We start from the raw sequence: 17,702 nt of genomic DNA, 5'->3' as shown, positions 1-17,702 counted from the left end.
CGGACGGTCGGTCCCAGGTAATCCGAGAAAGCTAGGGAGGGGTCTCATCAGCGCCGAGCCCCGTATCAATGACCGCATCCGGGTGCCCGAGGTCCGTCTCGTCGGACCCAACGGTGAGCAGGTCGGAATCGTCTCCGTGCAGGACGCCCTGCGTCTGGCCCAGGAGTCCGACCTCGACCTGGTCGAGGTCGCGCCGACCGCGCGCCCGCCGGTCGCCAAGCTGATGGACTACGGCAAGTTCAAGTACGAGTCCGCGGTCAAGGCCCGCGAATCGCGCAAGAACCAGTCGAACACGATCATCAAGGAGATCAAGCTCCGCCCGAAGATCGATCCGCACGACTACGAGACCAAGAAGGGTCACGTCGTCCGGTTCCTCAAGAGCGGGGACAAGGTCAAGGTGACGATCATGTTCCGCGGCCGCGAGCAGTCCCGCCCCGAGCTGGGCCGCCGACTGCTGGCGAGGCTGGCCGAGGACGTTCAGGACCTCGGCACCGTGGAGTCGCAGCCCAAGCAGGACGGCCGCAACATGGTCATGGTGATCGGTCCGCACAAGCGGCGGTCCGAGCACAAGGCCGAGGCCCGTGCGGCGGCGGGGGACAAGACCCGCCGCGAGCAGGACGAAGCCGTCTAGCGGCGGACGTAGTCCCCCACCGCCCGGACGCCGGGAAGGCACCGGGTGGTGGGGTGGGCTGTGCGGACACGGCCAGGATGCGTCGGAGTACCGGCGCGCAGGGGTCCCCGCTGTAGCAGCGGAAGAACCGTGCCGTCCGCCTCGCGCGGGTGGCACGCCGACGGAGTAGGAGACACGGCGAACATGCCGAAGAACAAGACCCACAGTGGGGCCAAGGACCGCTTCAAGGTCACCGGCTCCGGCAAGATCATGCGCCGCCGTGCCAACAAGAACCACATCCTTGAGCACAAGACCTCCAAGCGCAAGCGCAAGCTGGGCAACGAGGCCGTGCTTTCTCCCGCGGACACCAAGAGCATCAAGAAGCTTCTCGGCAAGTAGGACCGAGGACCTTCCCCTCCCTCCCGGAAGCGCCCACGTGCGGGGTCCAGCCGGCACGGTGACGGCCCCCGGGAGGGGACAACCCGAAGCGAACACGGCCGCCGGGCTTCTCAGAGCCGGGCCGTTCGGCGCGCCGCGCGCGCCGGAAGACACAACGAGGGAGTCACAGTGGCACGCGTGAAGCGGGCTCTCAACGCCAAGAAGAAGCGCAAGGTCGTTCTCGACCGGGCGAGCGGCTACCGCGGGCAGCGTTCGCGCCTGTACCGCAAGGCCAAGGAGCAGATGCTCCACTCGATGACCTACTCCTACCGGGACCGCAAGGACCGGAAGGGGCAGTTCCGTCGCCTGTGGATCCAGCGCATCAACGCTGCCTCCCGCGCCAACGGCCTCACCTACAACCGCTTCATGCAGGGCCTGAAGCTGGCCGGCATCGAGGTCGACCGTCGCATGCTGGCCGAGCTGGCCGTCAACGACGAGGCCGCGTTCGCGACCCTGGTGGAGTCGGCCAAGAAGGCCCTCCCCACCGAGGCCGCCGCGTAACCGGTCCAGGACTGAGCAGCGAGTAGCGATGGCGAGCCACGAGTTCACGAGTATCCGGTCACCCAGGATCAAGGGGGTTCGGCGGCTCGCCAAACGCACCTTCCGCCAACGTGAGCGGCGCTTCCTCGCGGAGGGGCCGCAGGCCGTGCGGGAGGCGCTCGCCGCAGCGGACGGCGGGCGGTCCCCCCGGGGCGGGACCGCCCCCGGTGTGGTGGAGGTCTACGCCACGGCGGAGGCCATGCAGCGCCACATCGATCTGGTGGACGCCGCCCGGGAGGCGGGCGTCCCCACCCACAGGGTCAGCCTGGACGTGATGTCGGAGCTGGCCCAGACGGTGACCCCGCAGGGGATCATCGCGATCTGCGAGTTCGTCGACGTCCCCCTGAGCGAGATCGGCGACGTCCGGCTCGCGGTCGTCCTCTCCCACGTCAGGGACCCCGGGAACGCGGGCACGGTGCTGCGCACCGCCGACGCGGCCGGGGCCGACGTCGTCATCTTCACCGACGCCTCCGTCGACCCCTACAACGGCAAGTGCGTGAGGGCCTCCGCCGGGAGCCTGTTCCACCTGCCCGTGGTCGTGGGCGTGCCGGTGGCGAGCGCCGTGGACTTCCTCCACGGCAGGGGCGCCAGGGTGTGGGCCGCCGACGGCGGCGGAACGAGGGACCTCCACGGTGTCGCCGACGGCGGTGACCTGGACGGTCCGGTCGGATGGGTGTTCGGCAACGAGGCCTGGGGCCTGCCGGAGGACATCGTCGCCCTGACGGACGGAGCGGTGAGCGTTCCGATCTACGGCGGGGCCGAAAGCCTGAATCTGGCCACGGCCGCCGCGGTGTGCCTCTACACCACCGCACGGCAGCAGAGACGTTCCTGACCCCGGCCCGGGGCCATCGGATCATGCCAGCTCATACACCGGTTCATCACTCCGGGTAATCGACCCCGGGGGTGCCGAAGACGGGTGTTCCACCCCATCCGCTCCCTGTGAGCGAGCGGTCACGGTCTGCCCCTTCCACCCGAAATGCACGTGCACGGGGCCCGAGTGCAGATAGGGTCTGACCAGGATCACGGAGGTTCGTGCGCGTCGTGCGCGAACCCGGGCCGCCCTGTCCGCGCCGCGGGCGGGGCGCCGTGCGGCACGCCGTCACCGGGCAGGGTTGACGACACCGCGTGAGCAGACCTCGCACGGGAGGGCCGACGATGCCTGTTCCCGGGCGGCGGTGCTCGCGGAGGGTGCTTGTACGCTCGTCCCCCGTCGTACGCCCCGACCCGGGCCGCAAGGCGTACCGGGTGGAAGTGCAGGGTAGACAACCTGCGGTGGTGTCCGCGGTGTTTCGCGGACACGGCCGGTCAGCGGTCCTCGGCCCAGGAGCCTGTGGTCGTGGACCTTCAAGGGGAGCGGGGAGAGGCGTGGGCAGCGGCCGGAAGGCGGATCACCCGGCGGAGGACTCGGGCGGCGGAGCCGCCCACCCGTCGGACGACCCCGGGCAGGGAGCCGACCCCGCCTCCGCCGAGGCGGCCGCGGCACGCGGAGCCTCCCCCCGGACCGGCCCCGCACCGTGGAACGAACCCCCCTCCGTCGCCCTCATGGACGTCGCCGGGGCCTCCGCGGGCCTCGCCGGAGCCCCCCTGCACGCCGACGACCTGCCCGACGGGGTCGTCGTCGCCGACGCCGCCGGCCGCGTCGTCCTCTTCAACACCCAGGCCGCGCAGCTCACCGGCGTCCCCACCGACGCGGCGCTGGGCCGCGACTACCGCGCGGTCCTGCCCCTGGTCGGCCACGACGGCCAGGACTGGTGGGAGGCCAGCGACCCCTACGGCGGCGCCCGCGACCGCGTCCGCCAGCCCGAACGGGCCCTCTTCCTGCCGGACGAGCGCGAGATACTGGTCGCCGCGCGCTACGTCCGGGCGCGGCCCGGCGGAGAGCTCGTCCGCCTGGTCCTGACCCTCCGCGACGCCTCCACCCGGGCCGAGCGCAGCCGCGCGGACCTGGTGTCGGAGGTCGCCCACGAACTGCGCTCCCCCCTGACCAGCGTCAAGGGCTTCACCTCCACCCTGCTCACCAAGTGGGAGAGGCTCACCGACAAGCAGAAGCTGTTCATGCTGGAGACGGTCAACGCCGACGCCGACCGCGTCACCCGCCTCATCCACGACCTCCTCGACGTGTCCCGCATCGAGTCGGGGCGCCTGGAGATCCGCCGCCAGGTCGTCGACCTCCCCGGCGCCGTGCGCCGGGTCGTCGCCGGATACGTCGCGGCGGGCGAGTCGGAGGAGCGCTTCCGGGTCGAGGCCCGCGGAGAGCTCCCGCAGATGTGGATCGACTCCGACAAACTCCACCAGATACTGTCCAACCTCGTCGAAAACGGGGTGCGGCACGGCGCTGGTACTGTCAGTATCGTGATCGAGCCGTGCGAGGGAGGAACAGCGGTGTCGGTGCGCGACGAAGGCCAGGGCATAGCGCCCGAGACCATTCCGCGCGTCTTCCGCCAGTTCTGGCGCAGCAAGCGCCGGAGCGGGACCGGCCTCGGCCTGTTCATCGTCAAGGGCCTCGTCGAGGCCCACGGCGGCACGATCACCGTCGGACGCGCCCCCAGCGGCGGCGCGGAGTTCCGATTTACCATGCCCGCCGGGACGCCCGAGTTCGTCTGAGCCCTCAGACCTCCAGCGCCCCCGGTGGGCTCCACGGCGTGTCCCGGACCCGGCAACAGGTCCTTACCCGGGCATGCTCGACATCCGCCTGTGCTCTTCTGTCGGCTTCGTCCGCCCCGTCGCGGACCGTGACTGCCGCCCGACCCCTTGGCGGGGAACGGCGGCGAGGCAACCAACCATGTCTGCACCGAACAATTCCTTCGACCCGGTCGAGGTGACCCCCCTGCACCCCGACGAGGTCGCCCGCATGCGCGAGGAGGCGCTGGCCGCCATCGAGGCGGCCGGAGACCTCGCCGAACTCAAGGAGGTCCGGCTCGCACACGCCTCGGACCGCTCCCCGCTGGCCCTGGCCAACAGGGAGATCGGCGCCCTGCCGCCGGCCGCGAAGGCCGACGCGGGCAAGCGCGTGGGCGGTGCCCGCCGCGACGTCGGCCAGGCGCTCAAGGCCCGCCAGGCCGTCCTGGAGACCGAGCGCGACGAGCGGGTCCTCATCGAGGAGCGCGTCGACGTCACCCTGCCGTGGGACCGCGCACCGCGCGGCGCCCGCCACCCGCTGACCACCGTCGCCGAGCGCATGGCCGACATCTTCGTCGGCCTGGGGTTCGAGGTCGCCGAGGGCCCCGAGGTCGAGGCCGAGTGGTTCAACTTCGACGCGCTCAACTTCCAGCCCGACCACCCCGCCCGCACCATGCAGGACACCTTCTTCGTCGAGGGGCCCGACGGCGGCGAGTCCGGCCTGGTCATGCGCACCCACACCTCGCCGGTGCAGGTCCGCGCGCTGCTGTCGCGCGAGCTGCCGGTGTACGTGGTCGCCCCCGGGAAGACCTTCCGCACCGACGAGCTGGACGCCACCCACAGTCCGGTCTTCCACCAGCTGGAGGGCCTGGTCGTCGACCGGGGCATCACGCTCGCGCACCTGCGCGGCGCCATCGACGCCTTCGTCGAGAACATGTTCGGGGCGGGCCTGCGGACCCGCTTCCGCGCCTCCTACTTCCCGTTCACCGAGCCCTCCGCCGAGGTGGACATGGAGTGCTTCGTCTGCCGCGGCGCGTCCGTGGGAGACCCGGACGCACCGTGCCGTACCTGCTCCAGCGAGGGCTGGATCGAGATCGGCGGCTGCGGAGTGGTCAACCCGCGCGTGCTCACCGCCGCCGGAGTGGACCCGGAGGTCTACAGCGGCTGGGCCTTCGGCCTGGGAATCGAACGGACACTGATGTTCGCGCACGGCGTGCGCGACATGCACGACATGGTCGAGGGCGACATCCGCTTCACCTCGGCGTTCGGGAGTGAGAACTGATGCGCGTCCCCCTTTCCTGGCTGCGTGAGTACGTCGACCTCCCGGCCGACGTCACCGCGCGCGCCCTCGCCGACCGGCTGACCCTGGCCGGCCTGGAGGTCGAGACCGTCGACGAGCTCGGCTCCGACGTCAAGGGCCCCGTCGTCTACGGCCGTGTGCTGGAGATCGAGGAGCTCACCGGCTTCAAGAAGCCCATCCGCCACTGCCGCGTGGACGTCGGCGACGCCAACGGCACCGGCGAGCCGCAGGAGATCATCTGCGGCGCCCGCAACTTCGCGGAGGGCGACCTCGTCGTCACGAGCCTGCCCGGGGCGGAGCTGGCCGGCGGGTTCCGGATCGGAGCGCGCAAGACCTACGGCAGGATGTCCGCGGGCATGATCTGCTCGGCCTCCGAGCTGGGCCTGTGGGACGACCACAGCGGCATCATCGTGCTCCCCGAGGGCTTCGGCGCCCCGGGCGAGGACGCCATCGGCCCCCTGGGCCTGCGCGAGGACGTTCTCGACATCGCCGTCACCCCCGACCGGGGCTACGCGCTGTCCCTGCGCGGCGTCGCCCGCGACACCGCCGCCCTCTACGGGGTGGACTTCCGCGACCCCGCCGACGTCGCCGTCGCCGCACCCACCGGTGAGGGCCCGGCGGCCGAGGTCGACCCGGCGCTGTGCGACCGCTACGTCCTGCGCGGCGCCACGGGGTTCGACCCCGGCGCGCCCACCCCGCTGTGGATGAAGCGCCGCCTCCACCAGAGCGGCGTACGGCCGATCTCCCTGGCCGTCGACGTCACCAACTACGTGATGCTCGAGCTCGGGCAGCCCCTGCACGCCTGGGACCGGGCCGCCCTGCGCGGTCCGCTGCGGGTCCGGGCCGCCGGGGCGGGGGAGAAGCTGGAGACCCTGGACCACGTCCAGCGCTCCCTCGACCCCGACGACATCGTCATCGCCGACGACAGCGGGCCGGTCAACATCGCCGGCGTCATGGGCGGCCTGACCACGGAGATCTCCTCCACCAGCACGGAGGTGCTGGTCGAGGCGGGCCACTTCGACGCCATGCACATCGCCCGCGCCTCGCGGCGCCACCAGCTGTCCTCGGAGTCCTCCCGCCGCTTCGAGCGCGGCGTCGACTCCGCCGTACAGCTGGTCGCGGCCACGCGCGCGGCCGAACTCCTCGCCGAGCTGGGCGGCGCCGCGGTCGAGACGGCCTACACCCACATCGACCGGACCGCCGAGCGCGAGCCCGTCACCGTGCGGGCCTCGCACGCGGGCTCCGTCGCCGGCGTGGACTACCCCGAGGGCACCGCCCGGACGTGGCTGCGGCGCATCGGCTGCCGTGTCGAGGAGGAGGGCGACCTCCTCCGGGTCACCCCGCCCTCCTGGCGGCCCGACCTCACCGACCCCAACGACCTCGCCGAGGAGGTCATCCGCTTCGAGGGCTACGAGAACATCCCCTCGATCCCGCCGCGCGCCAGGAGCGGGCGCGGACTCACCGCCGGGCAGCGCCTGCGCCGTGCGGTCGGCCGCACCCTCGCCGACGCCGGGTACCACGAGGTGCTCAACTACCCGTTCGTGGGCGAGCGCGACCTCGACGGCCTCCAGCTCCCCGCCGACGACGGGCGCCGCGCCGCCCTGCGCCTGGCCAACCCCCTCAACGAGGAGGAGCCGCTGCTGCGCACCACGCTGCTGCCGGGCCTGTTCAAGGCGCTGGCCCGCAACGTGGGACGGGGTTTCGCCGACGTGGCGCTGTTCGAGACGGGCCTGGTCTACCGGCCCCGCCAGGGGGCCGGCCGGGCCCCGCTGCTGCCGGTGGACCGCGGTCCGGGGGCCGACGAGCTCGCCGAGATCGACGCGGCCGTGCCCGAGCAGCCGCGCCGTGTGGGGGCGGTGCTGGCCGGCGACTTCGAGCGGGCCGGATGGTGGGGGCCCGGCCGCGCGGCGACGTGGGCCGACGCGGTCCAGGCCGCCCGTGACGTCGCACGGACCGCCGGGGTCGAGCTGGAGGTCGAGGCCGACCAGCACGCCCCCTGGCACCCGGGCCGCTGCGCCGCGCTCTACGTGCGGGTCGGGGGCGAGCGCCTGCTCGTCGGACACGCGGGCGAGCTCCACCCGCGCACGGTGAAGGCGTTCGGGCTGCCCGAGCGGGCCGCTGCGGTCGAGGTCGACCTGGACCGGATCGAGCGCGCCCGCCCGCCGGTCGTCGCCCCCGAGGTGTCCACCTACCCGGTCGCCACCCAGGACGTGGCGCTGGCCGTGGACGCGTCGGTCCCGGTCGGCCTCGTCAGCGCGGCCCTGGCGGAGGGCGCGGGCGAGCTGCTGGAGAGCGTGCGGCTGTTCGACGTCTACACGGGGGAGCAGGTCGGGGAGGGGCGCAAGTCCGTCGCCTTCACCCTGCGGTTCCGTGCGGGGGACCGGACGCTGACGGCGGAGGAGGCGGGCGCGGCCCGCGACGCCGCCGTGGCCCTGGCGGCCGAGCGCACCGGCGCCGTCCTGCGCGGCTGACGACCGCGGCGCCCGGGTCGGCGGACCCGTTCCCGGGCGCCGGGAGGCGGGGCCGGCCACTTCCGTGAAGGGAGTGACCGGCCCCGCTCCTCTGTGTTAAGACAGTGCTGCGGGACGTCGTCACCGCGGCTCGCCTGTGGCGAAACGCCTCGTGGGGGAGCCCGGATTCCAGACTATTTTCAGCCCTGTTTTTCCAGCCCAGTAAGGGTTTTGGTGCCAATCCCCCCGGGTAACCGGAATGAAGTTTGGGTTTCGGGGCATGAATCTTCGTTTTGGCTCTTGCTGTGAGGTGGGTCGCAAGCTTAGCCTGCAAGCACCTGCCGCACCCGGGCGCCCGGTGCAGGTCGGATCAACCTGAGTTTTCCGCTGCGCGCTTGCGCATGACACGGCTCGGAGGTCGCCATATGACCGAAACGGTTGTCTCGTCCGCGCTCACTCCCAAGGAACACGGGGAGCCCAGCCGTCTCTGGCACACGTTCTGCGACATGAACACCGTGGCCAGGGGCCCCGAATTCATGGTGGCCCGCGCCGAGGGCGTGTGGCTGTGGGACGCGTCCGGGGACCGGTACCTCGACGGCACGGCCAGCCTCTGGTACTGCAACGTCGGGCACGGACGCACCGAGATCGCGGACGCCGTCCACCGCCAGATCAGCACCCTGGACGCCTACACCGTCTACGGGGACTTCTCCAACGGCCCCGCCGTGGAGCTCAGCGAACGACTGGCCGCCCACGCGCCGGTCGCCGACCCCCGGGTGATCCTCACCTCCGGGGGCGGGGAGGCCATCGAGACCGCCGCCAAGCTCGCCCGCCGCTACTGGGCGGTCACGGGACAGCCCGGGCGCACGCATCTCATCAGCCGGACCGGCGGCTACCACGGGCTGCACGGCTTCGGGACGAGCATCTCCGGCATGGACCGCTTCCGCCACGGCTACGGCAGGGTGGTCGAGGACACCTCGGTGGTGCCGCACGACTCGGCGGCGGCGCTGGAGGCCGAGATCCTGCGTGTGGGGCCGGAGCGGGTCGCGGCCTACTTCGCGGAGCCGGTGATCGGCTCGGGCGGCGTCTACCCGCCCCGGGAGGACTACTTCACCGAGGTCGCCCGGATCTGCCACAAGTACGGCGTGCTGTTCGTCGTCGACAGCGTCATCTGCGGCTTCGCCCGCCTGGGCAACTGGTTCGGTATCGAGCGGTTCGGGGTGAGCCCGGACATGGTGGTGTTCGCCAAGGGCGTCTCCAGCGGCTACCTGCCCCTGGGCGGCATCGTCGTCGGCGGACGCGTGGCCGACCCGTTCTACAACGGCGAAGGCAACGCGTTCATGCACGGGACCACCTACGCCGGGCACCCGACGGCATGTGCCGCGGCCATGGCCAACCTGGACATCCTGGAGCGCGAGGACCTCTTCACGGTGTCGCTGGAGGTGGAGCGGCACCTGGACGTCGCCCTGCAGGGGCTCGCCTCCCACCCGCTGGTGGCCGAGGTGCGCTCCGGGGTCGGCGTGATGGGTGCGGTCGAACTCACGGAGGAGGCGCTGAGCGGCCGGGGGATCACCACGGCCGAGGTGTTCGCCGAGGCACGGGCCCGGGGTGTCATCGTGCGCGCGATCCCCACGTCGCTCCTGGTCTCGCCGCCACTGGTCATCACCTGGGAGCAGATCGACCACCTGGTCTCCACGCTCTCCGCCGCGCTGGACGCGGTGGCCGCCCGCCACTGAGGACCGGGTCCCGCCCCATCCGGGGGGTGCGGCGGGACCCGGTCGAAGACGAGGGGGACGCACCCGAGGGGGTCCGTTCCCGACCACCACGCCTGGTACGTCGCGCCGACGTACCGGGCGTGACGCGTATCCGCGGAAAAAACCTGTGCCACATCTCAGACTTCGAGTAATGTTTACTGGGAAGATATTTCTTGAGGGTGAGATGCGCATCGGCGTCCGCCCCGGGACGGACAGGGAGTGGGCCATGACGACACAGCCGATCGACGCCGCGGCGGGCGCGGGCGACGACACGCCGGGCGACGACGACCTCATCACCGCCTGGGGCCTGGTCCACGAGGCGATGAACGTCGTCGAGCCCAAGCTCCTGGGCGGTATAACCCCGGACGGCAAGGACATGGCGGGGCCGTGGTTCGAGGTCCTGATCCGGCTCCAGCGCACCCCCGGGCACCGCCTGCCGATGAGCCGACTGGCCCGCGAGGTCAGCCTGAGCACGGGCGGCTTCACCAAGCTCGCCGACCGGCTGGAGCGCGAGGGCTACCTCATGAGGGAGAACTGCTCCTCCGACCGCCGGGTCGTCTACGCCGCGCTCACCGAGCAGGGACTGGACTTCATCGGCAGGGCGCGGACCAGGCACGTCGAGAGGCTCCGCAAACACGTGCTCGCACCTCTGGGAGCCGAGGGGGTCCGGCAGCTCGCGGTCATCGCGCGTACTCTCCGTGACAGCTCGTGTGGAGAATGAGTACCGCGTGTCAGAACGCTGCGTAACCGAAGCCTTGCTCACGGGGCGGGCGCGTCCACGGGGCGGAGGGGAAACATCCCATGGATCGACGTTCCCGTGTAGGTTGGCGGGAGTTCGTGGGTCCCGCGCGGGGATGGGCCGTGGGCACGCAAGGTTCCGGGGGGAATGATGAGACCGTTCACCACTGCGGCGCAGATGAGGCCGATTCCCCGGTCCTCACGATTCGCGAACGGGGGCGTTTCCTTCTGGTTCCGGGACATCGGGCTCCCCGAGCGCAGACCGTCCCTCCCCGGGGCCGCCGACTACGACGTCTGCGTGGTCGGAGCCGGTTACACGGGCCTGTGGACCGCCTACTACCTCAAGAAGGCGCAGCCGGATCTGCGGGTGGCCGTCGTCGAACGTGAGTTCGCAGGGTTCGGCGCCTCGGGTCGTAACGGAGGGTGGCTCTCGGCGGAGTTCTCCGGTTCCCGCGAACGCTACGCGCAGTCACACGGCAAGTCCTCGATGATCGCCCTCCAGCGGGTCATGATGGAGACCGTGAACGAGGTGGTCTCCGTCACGGAGGCCGAGGGGGTCGACGCCGACCTCGTGCGCGGCGGCATGCGCCTGGTCGCCACGAACGCGGCGCAGCAGGAGCGCCTGACGGCCGAGATCGAGTACCTCCAGGAGTGGGGCTACTGGCCCGACGACATCCACCTCCTCGCGCACGACCACGAGCCGCGGCTGTCCGTGGCCGGGGCCGTCGCCTCGGCCCACTCCCCGCACGCCGCGCGCGTGCACCCCGCCAAGCTGGTCACGGGTCTGGCCCGGGTGGTGGCCGGCCTGGGCGTCGACATCTTCGAGGACACGGCGGTCGAGGAGATCCGGCCCCGTCGGGGCGCGGCCCGCCCCGCGGTCGTCACCGGCCACGGCACGGTCACCGCCGACCACGTCGTCCGCGCGACCGAGGGCTTCACCTCCGCCCTGCGCGGTCAGCGCCGCGAGTGGATCCCCATGCGCTCCTCGATGATCGTCACGGAGCCGGTGCCCGCCGAACTGTGGGAGAAGATCGGCTGGGAGGGGCGCGAGGTCCTGGGGGACGCGGCCCACGCCTACGTCTACGCCCAGCGCACGGCGGACGACCGCATCGCCATCGGCGGACGCGGGGTGCCGCACCGCCCCGGAGCCGGCCAGGACGGCTCCACCCCGCCGCAGGAGATCGCCGACCTGTGGCGCGCACTCACCCGGATGTTCCCCGACGTGGCCGACGTGCCCGTCGAGCACGCCTGGTCCGGGCTGCTCGGGGTCCCGCGCGACTGGTGCCCGAGCGTGCACATGGACACCGGCTCCGGCCTGGGCTGGGCCGGCGGATACGCGGGCAGCGGGGTGGCCGCGGCCAACCTCGCCGGCCGCACGCTGCGCGACCTGGTCCTGGGCCGCCGGACGGAGCTGACCCGCCTGCCGTGGGTCGGCCACCAGGTGCGGGGCTGGGAGCCCGAGCCCCTGCGCTGGGCGGGCACGAGGGTCGTCCACGGCCTCTACCGCACCGCGGACCGCCGCGAGTCCCGGACCGAGGACAAGGGGCACACCTCCCGCCTCGCGGGCATCGCCACCCGCATCGCACGCCGCTGAGACCGCACGGAGCCGCCCGGCGGCCCCGTGCCGCGTCCCGTTCCTTCCCCCGGTCCCGCTCCTCCTCCCGGGGGGCGCTCCGAACTGGGTTGCATAAATTTGCAGTGGGATGCATGATAGTCCAGTCAGACGAGACGAGGGGGAGCGGCATGGGATACAGCGCGGCGATCGCCGGGGCCAGCGGCTACGCGGGGGGCGAGCTGCTCCGACTGCTCCTCGGCCACCCCGAGATCGAGATCGGCGCGGTCACCGCCGCCAAGAACGCCGGGACCCCGCTCATCCGACACCAGCCGCACCTGCTGCCCCTGGCCGACCGCGTCCTGGCCCCCACCGACATCGACGCGCTGAGCGGACACGACATCGTGTACCTCGCGCTGCCGCACGGCCAGTCCGCCGACATCGCGCAGCAGCTCGGCGACGACGTCCTCGTCGTCGACTGCGGAGCCGACTTCCGCCTCGAGGACGCCGCCGCATGGGAACGCTTCTACGGAACCCCCCACGCCGGCACCTGGCCCTACGGCCTCCCGGAGCTCCCCGGGCAGCGCGACCGGCTCGCCGGGGCCCGCCGCGTCGCCGTTCCCGGCTGCCACGTCACCGTCGCCACCCTGGGCCTGTTCCCCGGACTGGCCGAGCAGCTCGTCGAGCCGGACCTGACCGTCGTCGCGGTCACCGGAACCTCCGGCGCCGGCAAGGCGCCCAAGCCCAACCTCGTGGGCAGTGAGGTCATGGGCGCGCTCAGCCCCTACGGGGTCGGCGGCGCCCACCGGCACAACCCCGAGATCGTCCAGAACCTCACCGCCGTCACCGGCGAGCCGGTCCGGCTCTCCTTCACCCCGGTCCTCGCGCCGCTGCCCCGCGGGATCCTCGCCACCTGCACCGCGCCCCTGCGCCCCGGCACCACCGCCGACCAGGTCCGAGCCGCCTACGAGACCGCCTACGCGGACGAGCCCTTCGTCCACCTGCTCCCCGAGGGGACCTGGCCCAGCACCGCCATGACACTGGCCGCCAACACCACCCTCGTGCAGGTCACCGTCGACCCCGCGGCGGGCCGCATGGTGGCGGTCGCCGCCCTGGACAACCTCACCAAGGGCACCGCGGGCGGCGCCGTCCAGAGCACCAACATCGCCCTCGGACTGCCCGAGACCGCCGGCCTGCCGCTCGCAGCGGTCGCCCCCTAGGACGAGGACCACACCACCGTGAGCGTCACCGCACCCCTCGGGTTCCGCGCCGCCGGAGTCGTCTCCGGAGTGAGGGCGGACGGAGCCCGGGACGTCGCCGTCGTCATCAACGACGGCCCCTCCCGCGCCGCGGGAGCCGTCCTCACCGGCTCGGCCGACCCGGCGGCCCCGGTCCTGTGGACCCGCCAGGTCGTCTCCGGCGGACGCGTGCGCGCCGCCGCCCTCAACTCGGGCGGGGCCAACGCGGGCACGGGCCCCCTCGGATTCCAGGACGCCCACGCCCTGGCCGAGCACACCGCGGACCTGCTCGGCGACTCCGCCGCCGAGATCGTCCTGTGCTCGGCCGGGCCCGTCGGCGCCCGCCTCCCCCTGGACGCCGTGCGGACGGGCCTCACCGCCGCCGTGGCCGAGGCCGGCCGGAGCGGAGGGCTGCACGCCGCCGACGCCGTGCGCACCACGGACACCGTCGTCAAGATCGCCTTCAGGCGTGCCGACGGCCACACCGTCGGCGCCATGGCCAAGGGCCCCGACGCCTCCCTCTCCACCGGGCTGTACGTCCTGACGACCGACGCCGACATCACCGGTGAGCAGTGCGGACGCCTGCTCGCCGACGCCGCGGGCAAGACCCTCGGCCCGCTGACCGCCACCAACGACACGGTGCTGCTCATGGCCAGCGGCGCCAGCGGCACCACTCCCGACGAGGACACCCTCGCCGCACTGCTCACCGAGGTGCTCGCAGAGCTGGCCGCCCAGGTCGGCGCCGACACCCCCGACACCGACGAGAACCCGACATGATCGCGCGCTCAGCACATCCGACAGCGGACCAGGCCCAGGCCATCGACAAGGCGTCCCACCTCATCGAGGCCCTGCCCTGGCTCTCCCGCTTCCACGGCCGCACGGTCGTGGTCAAGTACGGCGGCAACGCCATGATCAGCGAGGAGCTGCGGGTCCGCTTCGCCGAGTCCATCGTCTTCCTGTACTACGCGGGCCTGCGCCCCGTCGTGGTCCACGGCGGCGGCCCCCAGATCAGCGCACAGCTGGCCCTGGCCGGGGTCGAGTCCACCTTCACCGCCGGACTGCGCGTCACCACCGACGAGGCCATGGACATCGTCCGCATGGTCCTCACCGGCCAGGTCAACCGCGAGATCGTGGGACTCGTCAACCAGCACGGACCCTTCGCCGTGGGCATGTCGGGGGAGGACGCCAACCTCCTCGTCGCCGAGCGCAAGAGCGTCGAGGTGGACGGGGAGGCGGTCGACATCGGCCGCGTCGGCGAGATCACCGAGGTCCACCCCGGTGCCGTCGCGGCGCTCATCGCCGACGGCCGCATCCCCGTGGTCTCCAGCGTCGCCCGCGCGGACGACGGCGGCGTCTACAACGTCAACGCCGACACCGCCGCGTCCGCCCTCGCGGTCGCGCTCGGCGCCAGCAAGCTCATCGTGCTCACCGACGTCGAGGGCCTGTTCGCCGACTTCCCGGCCAACACCGAGCTGATCAGCAGACTCGCCGTCGAGGAGCTCAGGGAGCTGCTGCCCTCCCTCTCGTCGGGGATGCTCCCCAAGATGGAGGCCTGCCTGCACGCCGTCGAGGGCGGCGTCCCCCAGGCCCACATCATCGACGGCCGCGTGCCCCACTCCCTTCTCCTGGAGGTCTTCACCGACCAGGGCGTCGGCACCATGGTCGCCGACGAGAGGCTGGAGGCCGGGCTCACCGGAAACGGACACGTCCCGCGTCCGGGGCACACCGCCGACACCGCAACCACCACCGCCGTCACGAACGCAGGAGGCGCACAGTGACCAGCAGTTCCACCCTGCGCGAGCGCTTCGCCGCCTCGCTCATGCCCAACTACGGCGTCCCGCCCGTGGTCCTCACCCTCGGCCGCGGCTGCGAGGTCTACGACGCCGACGGGCGCCAGTACCTCGACCTCATCGCCGGGATCGCCGTGTCCAGCCTCGGACACGGCCACCCCGCCATGGTCAAGGCGGTCGCGCACCAGGCCGCGACCCTCGCCCACACCAGCAACCTGTTCGTCCACGAGCGGGAGGTCGAACTCGCCGAGCGCCTCGTGGGGCTGCTCGGCGGGGACGCCAAGGTCTTCTTCGCCAACTCCGGCACCGAGGCCAACGAGGCCGCCCTCAAGCTGGTCAAGCGCGCGGCCGGCCCCGGACGCCACTACTTCGTCGCCGCGTCCCACGGGTTCCACGGACGCACCTCCGGCTCCCTCGCCCTCACCGGCAAGGACTCCATCCGCGAGCCCTTCGGGCCGTTCGGTATGGACGTGCGCTTCGTCCCCCACGGGGACCTGGACGCGCTCCGCGACGCCGTCGACGGGTCCTGCGTCGCCGTGTTCACCGAGCCCACCCAGGGCGAGGCCGGGGTCGTCCCCGCGCCCGAGGGCTACCTCGCCGGCGTCCGCGAGATCTGCGACGCCACGGGCGCCGCCTTCGTCCTGGACGAGATCCAGAGCGGCATCGGCCGCACCGGCGCGTGGTTCGCCCACCAGTCCGAGGACGTGCGGCCCGACGTGCTCACCCTCGCCAAGGGCCTGGGCGGCGGACTGCCCATCGGCGCGTGCGTCGGCTTCGGCGACTACGCCGACGCCTTCCACAAGGGCGACCACGGCTCCACCTTCGGCGGGAACCCCGTCGCCTGCGCCGCCGCCCTCGCCGTCATCGACACCATCGAGAACGAGGGGCTGCTGGCCCACACCGCCGTCATGGGCGACCTGCTCGCCGAACAGCTCGACGGCATCGACCACCCCCTGCTCGCCGGACAGCGCGGCAGCGGGCTGTGGCGGGCACTGGAGCTGTCCGGCCCGCACGCCGCGCACGTCCAGGAGCAGGCCGCCGTCCGCGGGTTCCTCGTGAACGCGGTGGCCCCCGACGCGGTGCGGATCGCCCCGCCCCTGGTCATCACCCCCGAACAGATCGGCGTGTTCATCGAGGCACTGCCGACCATCCTGGACGCGGCGGAGGCCGCGGCGACGAAGGAGCAGCAGTGACCCGCCACTTCCTGCGCGACGACGACCTGACCCCGGACGAGCAGGCCAGGGTCCTCGACCTCGCCGACGACATGAAGAAGGACCGCTTCGGCCACCGGCCGCTCGCCGGCCCGCGCACCGTCGCCCTGATCTTCGACAAGCCGTCCACACGGACCCGCCTGTCCTTCAGCGTCGGCGTCGCCGACCTCGGCGGCAGCCCGCTCGTCCTGGACTCCGGCAGCACCCAGATGGGCCGCGGCGAACCCCTGGAGGACACCGCCCGGGTCCTGGAGCGCCAGGTCGCCGCCGTCGTCTGGCGCACCTTCGCCCAGAAGGACCTGGAGACCCTGGCGGCCCACATCTCCGTCCCGGTGGTCAACTCGCTCACCGACGAGTTCCACCCCTGCCAGATCCTCGCCGACCTCCAGACGATCCGCGAGCACAAGGGGAGCCTGGCCGGGCTCACCCTCGCCTACCTCGGCGACGGCGCCAACAACATGGCCCACTCCTACCTGCTGGGCGGCGCGACCGCCGGACTCCACGTCCGCGTCGGCGCCCCCGACGGCTACCGTCCCGACCCCGGGGTGCTCGCCCGTGCCGCCCGGATCGCGGAGCGGACCGGTGGGTCGGTCGCGGTCACGACCGACCCCCGGGAGGCCGCGGACGGCGCCGACGTCCTGGCCACCGACACCTGGGTCTCCATGGGACAGGAGGACGAGGCGGGCGACCGCGAGGCGCCCTTCCGCCCCTACATCGTCGACACCGCTCTGCTGTCCGCCGCCGCACCCGAGGCGATCGTCCTGCACTGCCTGCCCGCCTACCGGGGCAAGGAGATCTCGGCCGAGGTCATCGACGGCCCCCGCAGCGTCGTGTGGGACGAGGCCGAGAACCGCCGCCACGCCCAGAAGGCGCTCCTCGCCTTCCTGCTCGAATCCAGTGACGCGCCCGGCCCCGAACAGCGATGACGGGGGAGATCGGCGGCAGCGCGCCGATGACCAAGGCGGCCAGGCACGCGCGGATCACCGACGTCCTCACCCGGGAGGACGTCCGGTCCCAGGGCGAGCTGGCCCGGCGCCTCGCCGAGGCCGGGGTCCAGGTCACCCAGGCCACGCTGTCCAGGGACCTGGACGAGCTGGGCGCGGTCAAGCTCCGCACGGCCGCGGGCCACCTCGCGTACGTGCTCCCCGGCGAGGGGGGCGAACGCCTCCAGCGCACCCGCCCCGACAGCCTCGACCTCGAACAGGTCTCCGGCGCGCGGCTCACCCGTCTGGCCGAGGACCTGCTGGTCTCGGCGGAGGCCTCCGCCAACATGGTGATCGTCCGCACCCCGCCCGGTGCGGCGCAGTACCTGGCGTCGGCCATCGACCACACCGACTTCCACGCCATCCTGGGCACCATCGCGGGGGACGACACCATCATGGTGATCTCCCGCGACCCCCAGGGGGGCGAGGAGCTGGCCGCCGCCCTCCTGCGGCTGGCGGACCGCAGACCGTAGCCGCGACCG

The 17,702-nt window shown here is 72.5% G+C and carries 16 protein-coding genes; all 16 read left to right on the top strand.

Annotation, left to right across the window (positions count from 1 at the left end):
* Window positions 1-46 precede the first annotated feature (46 nt).
* Window positions 47-631: a translation initiation factor IF-3 gene (gene infC / locus ACFQBR_RS29515; RefSeq protein ID WP_276567191.1), complete on the top strand. Its 585-nt coding sequence runs from the start codon at window positions 47-49 to the stop codon at window positions 629-631.
* A 183-nt stretch (window positions 632-814) separates the two neighbouring features.
* Entirely contained in the window at window positions 815-1,009 is a 195-nt protein-coding gene (gene rpmI, locus ACFQBR_RS29510) for a 50S ribosomal protein L35 (RefSeq protein ID WP_267948934.1), read from the top strand.
* Between the two features lie 168 nt (window positions 1,010-1,177).
* Window positions 1,178-1,549, top strand: coding sequence for a 50S ribosomal protein L20 (rplT, locus tag ACFQBR_RS29505; protein ID WP_267948935.1), 372 nt, complete (start codon window positions 1,178-1,180; stop codon window positions 1,547-1,549).
* Between the two features lie 28 nt (window positions 1,550-1,577).
* Window positions 1,578-2,420, top strand: coding sequence for a TrmH family RNA methyltransferase (locus tag ACFQBR_RS29500; RefSeq protein ID WP_267948936.1), 843 nt, complete (start codon window positions 1,578-1,580; stop codon window positions 2,418-2,420).
* Between the two features lie 533 nt (window positions 2,421-2,953).
* Entirely contained in the window at window positions 2,954-4,192 is a 1,239-nt protein-coding gene (locus tag ACFQBR_RS29495; RefSeq protein ID WP_378554910.1) for a sensor histidine kinase, read from the top strand.
* 178 nt (window positions 4,193-4,370) lie between these two features.
* Complete coding sequence (gene pheS / locus ACFQBR_RS29490) at window positions 4,371-5,489, top strand: phenylalanine--tRNA ligase subunit alpha (RefSeq protein WP_267948937.1); 1,119 nt, start codon at window positions 4,371-4,373, stop codon at window positions 5,487-5,489.
* A complete protein-coding gene (gene pheT, locus ACFQBR_RS29485) occupies window positions 5,489-7,978 on the top strand; it encodes a phenylalanine--tRNA ligase subunit beta (RefSeq protein WP_344183848.1) in 2,490 nt (829 codons plus the stop codon). The genes pheS and pheT overlap by 1 nt, the downstream gene beginning before the upstream one ends.
* A 485-nt stretch (window positions 7,979-8,463) precedes the next feature.
* A complete protein-coding gene (locus ACFQBR_RS29480) occupies window positions 8,464-9,690 on the top strand; it encodes an aminotransferase family protein (RefSeq protein WP_344183861.1) in 1,227 nt (408 codons plus the stop codon).
* A gap of 244 nt (window positions 9,691-9,934) precedes the next feature.
* The gene (locus ACFQBR_RS29475) at window positions 9,935-10,429 is read left to right on the top strand and encodes a MarR family winged helix-turn-helix transcriptional regulator (protein WP_267948939.1); all 495 of its coding nucleotides are present in this window, start codon (window positions 9,935-9,937) and stop codon (window positions 10,427-10,429) included.
* A 165-nt stretch (window positions 10,430-10,594) separates the two neighbouring features.
* Window positions 10,595-12,040, top strand: coding sequence for an NAD(P)/FAD-dependent oxidoreductase (locus ACFQBR_RS29470; RefSeq protein WP_378554909.1), 1,446 nt, complete (start codon window positions 10,595-10,597; stop codon window positions 12,038-12,040).
* 149 nt (window positions 12,041-12,189) lie between these two features.
* Window positions 12,190-13,218: an N-acetyl-gamma-glutamyl-phosphate reductase gene (gene argC / locus ACFQBR_RS29465; RefSeq protein ID WP_267950313.1), complete on the top strand. Its 1,029-nt coding sequence runs from the start codon at window positions 12,190-12,192 to the stop codon at window positions 13,216-13,218.
* Window positions 13,219-13,236: 18 nt separating this feature from the next.
* The gene (locus ACFQBR_RS29460) at window positions 13,237-14,013 is read left to right on the top strand and encodes a bifunctional ornithine acetyltransferase/N-acetylglutamate synthase (RefSeq protein WP_344183850.1); all 777 of its coding nucleotides are present in this window, start codon (window positions 13,237-13,239) and stop codon (window positions 14,011-14,013) included.
* A complete protein-coding gene (argB, locus tag ACFQBR_RS29455) occupies window positions 14,010-15,014 on the top strand; it encodes an acetylglutamate kinase (protein ID WP_267948942.1) in 1,005 nt (334 codons plus the stop codon). Before ACFQBR_RS29460 ends, argB begins: the two co-directional genes overlap by 4 nt.
* A complete protein-coding gene (locus ACFQBR_RS29450) occupies window positions 15,011-16,219 on the top strand; it encodes an acetylornithine transaminase (protein ID WP_344183852.1) in 1,209 nt (402 codons plus the stop codon). The genes argB and ACFQBR_RS29450 overlap by 4 nt, the downstream gene beginning before the upstream one ends.
* On the top strand, window positions 16,216-17,163 hold the full coding sequence (gene argF / locus ACFQBR_RS29445) for an ornithine carbamoyltransferase (RefSeq protein WP_267948944.1): 948 nt from the start codon (window positions 16,216-16,218) through the stop codon (window positions 17,161-17,163). The genes ACFQBR_RS29450 and argF overlap by 4 nt, the downstream gene beginning before the upstream one ends.
* Window positions 17,160-17,693: an arginine repressor gene (locus ACFQBR_RS29440; RefSeq protein ID WP_267948945.1), complete on the top strand. Its 534-nt coding sequence runs from the start codon at window positions 17,160-17,162 to the stop codon at window positions 17,691-17,693. The genes argF and ACFQBR_RS29440 overlap by 4 nt, the downstream gene beginning before the upstream one ends.
* Window positions 17,694-17,702: the final 9 nt, after the last annotated feature.

This window comes from Nocardiopsis tropica (genome assembly GCF_042660575.1).
In the GTDB taxonomy this organism is placed as follows: Bacteria; Actinomycetota; Actinomycetes; order Streptosporangiales; family Streptosporangiaceae; genus Nocardiopsis; species Nocardiopsis tropica.
The sequence above is the reverse complement of the archived record's forward strand: the minus strand, read 5'-3'. Positions and strand labels throughout refer to the sequence as shown.

What these genes read in the sequence shown, in the direction of transcription:
- rpmI (WP_267948934.1), top strand. Translation starts at nt 815, where the DNA reads ATGCCGAAGAACAAGACCCACAGTGGGGCCAAGGACCGCTTCAAGGTC.
- ACFQBR_RS29500 (WP_267948936.1), top strand. Translation starts at nt 1,578, where the DNA reads ATGGCGAGCCACGAGTTCACGAGTATCCGGTCACCCAGGATCAAGGGG.
- pheS (WP_267948937.1), top strand. Translation starts at nt 4,371, where the DNA reads ATGTCTGCACCGAACAATTCCTTCGACCCGGTCGAGGTGACCCCCCTG.
- pheT (WP_344183848.1), top strand. Translation starts at nt 5,489, where the DNA reads ATGCGCGTCCCCCTTTCCTGGCTGCGTGAGTACGTCGACCTCCCGGCC.
- ACFQBR_RS29480 (WP_344183861.1), top strand. Translation starts at nt 8,464, where the DNA reads ATGAACACCGTGGCCAGGGGCCCCGAATTCATGGTGGCCCGCGCCGAG.
- ACFQBR_RS29475 (WP_267948939.1), top strand. Translation starts at nt 9,935, where the DNA reads ATGACGACACAGCCGATCGACGCCGCGGCGGGCGCGGGCGACGACACG.
- ACFQBR_RS29470 (WP_378554909.1), top strand. Translation starts at nt 10,595, where the DNA reads ATGATGAGACCGTTCACCACTGCGGCGCAGATGAGGCCGATTCCCCGG.
- argC (WP_267950313.1), top strand. Translation starts at nt 12,190, where the DNA reads ATGGGATACAGCGCGGCGATCGCCGGGGCCAGCGGCTACGCGGGGGGC.
- argB (WP_267948942.1), top strand. Translation starts at nt 14,010, where the DNA reads ATGATCGCGCGCTCAGCACATCCGACAGCGGACCAGGCCCAGGCCATC.
- ACFQBR_RS29440 (WP_267948945.1), top strand. Translation starts at nt 17,160, where the DNA reads ATGACGGGGGAGATCGGCGGCAGCGCGCCGATGACCAAGGCGGCCAGG.